Below are 802 nucleotides of genomic sequence, written 5' to 3' on the forward strand. Positions count from 1 at the left end.
CAGACACGCTGTGAGTCTTGAGGTAGCTGGTCTGGGACTGGCTGGCGAGGATGGGAGTTGGTCGCTTCATTCCGGTCGTGACTCAAGACACGCTCGGCCACCTATCCGGGGTGCCCTGCTAGGGATCTGTCCGTCCGGGGTGAAGCAGCCGACACCGTCCTGGCCCACCTCGGTGACTTGATCAGAAGGCTGTCCGCTTCTTCGAGCGTGACTCATCACAGTGCTGCCCCGACGTGACTCCTACCCAGATCGGTGCCGGCTGCCAGCGGCCGGACCGCTGTCCCTGAGTAGGAAGAACCCGAACCGCTATGACTATCGTCGCTCATACTCACCCATTCGTCATCGGCGTCGACACCCACGCCCGGAACCACACCCTGGCACTCCTAGCTGCCAATGGGGAAGTCATCGACACTGACCAGTTCCCCACCACCACATCCGGGATGGCTCGCGCGATCTCCTGGGCTGGGCGCCGCACCGGCGGCGATCTGGCCGTGCTCTGGGTTATCGAAGGCGTTGCCTCCTACGGTGCCGGTCTTGCCGCTGCGCTCGACCGGGCCGGCTACGAAGTCGTAGAGGCAGCCCGAATGAACGCACGTAACAACCGTGGGGTGGGCAAGTCGGACCCTTTGGACGCTCACCGCATCGCTGCCGCAGTGCTCTCACTGGAAACCGGGCAGCTACGCCGTCCACGCTTAGCCCAGGGGGTACGTGCCGCATTACGGGTCCTCGTTGTGGCTCGTGATCATATGACTGCCGAGCGCACCGCGACCGTGAACGCGTTGATTGCGCTGTTGCGCGTCGT

At 63.8% G+C, this 802-nt stretch carries 1 protein-coding gene; it reads left to right on the forward strand.

The window, feature by feature from the left end:
• Positions 1 to 308 precede the first annotated feature (308 nt).
• Positions 309 to 802 (forward strand): IS110 family transposase (locus tag F0311_RS11280; RefSeq protein ID WP_150462045.1); only part of this gene is annotated, 494 nt, incomplete at its 3' end.

The sequence above is a fragment of the Nesterenkonia ebinurensis genome, assembly GCF_008711175.1.
Taxonomy (GTDB): domain Bacteria; phylum Actinomycetota; class Actinomycetes; order Actinomycetales; family Micrococcaceae; genus Nesterenkonia; species Nesterenkonia ebinurensis.